Raw genomic sequence first — 311 nt, 5'->3', positions numbered from 1 at the left:
CGCGAAAATGCTCGATATCCCCAAGGCCGCGACGATGATCATCGCCCAGACATCCCACCGCCGCAGCGCCGACAGCTCGTGCACGACCGAGCCTCCGCGAAGGGCTTCGGAGCGCGGAACGAAGAGGAACAGTGCAAGGAATGCGACGGCGCAGAGTGCAGCCACCGCGAGATAGGTGTTCCGCCAGCCGAGCGTCTGACCCAGGAACGTTGCCAACGGCGATCCAAAGATCGTTGCTACCGTCAGTCCGGTCATGACGAGCGAAAAGGCCTTTCCTGCTCGTTCCGCGCCGAAGAAGTAGGCTGCCACAA

The 311-nt window shown here is 62.4% G+C and carries 1 protein-coding gene; it reads right to left on the bottom strand.

Going from position 1 to position 311, the window contains the following annotated elements:
- Positions 1 to 311, bottom strand: a 311-nt coding sequence (locus EN869_RS33940; protein WP_135916152.1) for an MFS transporter, incomplete at both ends; no start/stop codon positions are given.

It is taken from the genome of Mesorhizobium sp. M2D.F.Ca.ET.226.01.1.1 (assembly GCF_004022705.2).
Lineage (GTDB): Bacteria > Pseudomonadota > Alphaproteobacteria > Rhizobiales > Rhizobiaceae > Mesorhizobium.
This window is presented reverse-complemented; position numbering and strand designations above follow the sequence as displayed.